The organism is Gardnerella coleohominis (assembly GCF_002896555.1).
In the GTDB taxonomy this organism is placed as follows: Bacteria; Actinomycetota; Actinomycetes; order Actinomycetales; family Bifidobacteriaceae; genus Bifidobacterium; species Bifidobacterium vaginale_F.
The window spans coordinates 1-404 of the sequence record NZ_MNLH01000019.1; the positions used below are offsets into that span (position 1 = coordinate 1).

1 protein-coding gene is annotated in these 404 nt (G+C 86.8%); it reads left to right on the forward strand.

Going from position 1 to position 404, the window contains the following annotated elements:
* Positions 1–61 precede the first annotated feature (61 nt).
* Positions 62–404 (forward strand): hypothetical protein (locus BFS05_RS06860; RefSeq protein WP_180978625.1); only part of this gene is annotated, 343 nt, incomplete at its 3' end.

The window sequence follows — 404 nt, forward strand, 5'->3', positions numbered from 1 at the left end:
TCTTTATTCATGTTGATAGGCTTTTCCGAATCTTTAATATTTTTAGCTGCTTCGCGAGCTTGTGTTTTTGCAACCTCTTTCCCCCCCCCCCCCCCCCCCCCCCCCCCCCCCCCCCCCCCCCCCCCCCCCCCCCCCCCCCCCCCCCCCCCCCCCCCCCCCCCCCCCCCCCCCCCCCCCCCCCCCCCCCCCCCCCCCCCCCCCCCCCCCCCCCCCCCCCCCCCCCCCCCCCCCCCCCCCCCCCCMCCCCCCCCCCCCCCCCCCCCCCCCCCCCCCCCCCCCCCCCCCCCCCCCCCCCCCCCCCCCCCCCCCMCCCACCCCCCCCCCCCCCCCCCCCCCCCCCCCCCCCCCCCCCCCCCCCCCCCCCCCCCCCCCCCCCCCCCCCCCCCCCCCCCCCCCCCCCCCCC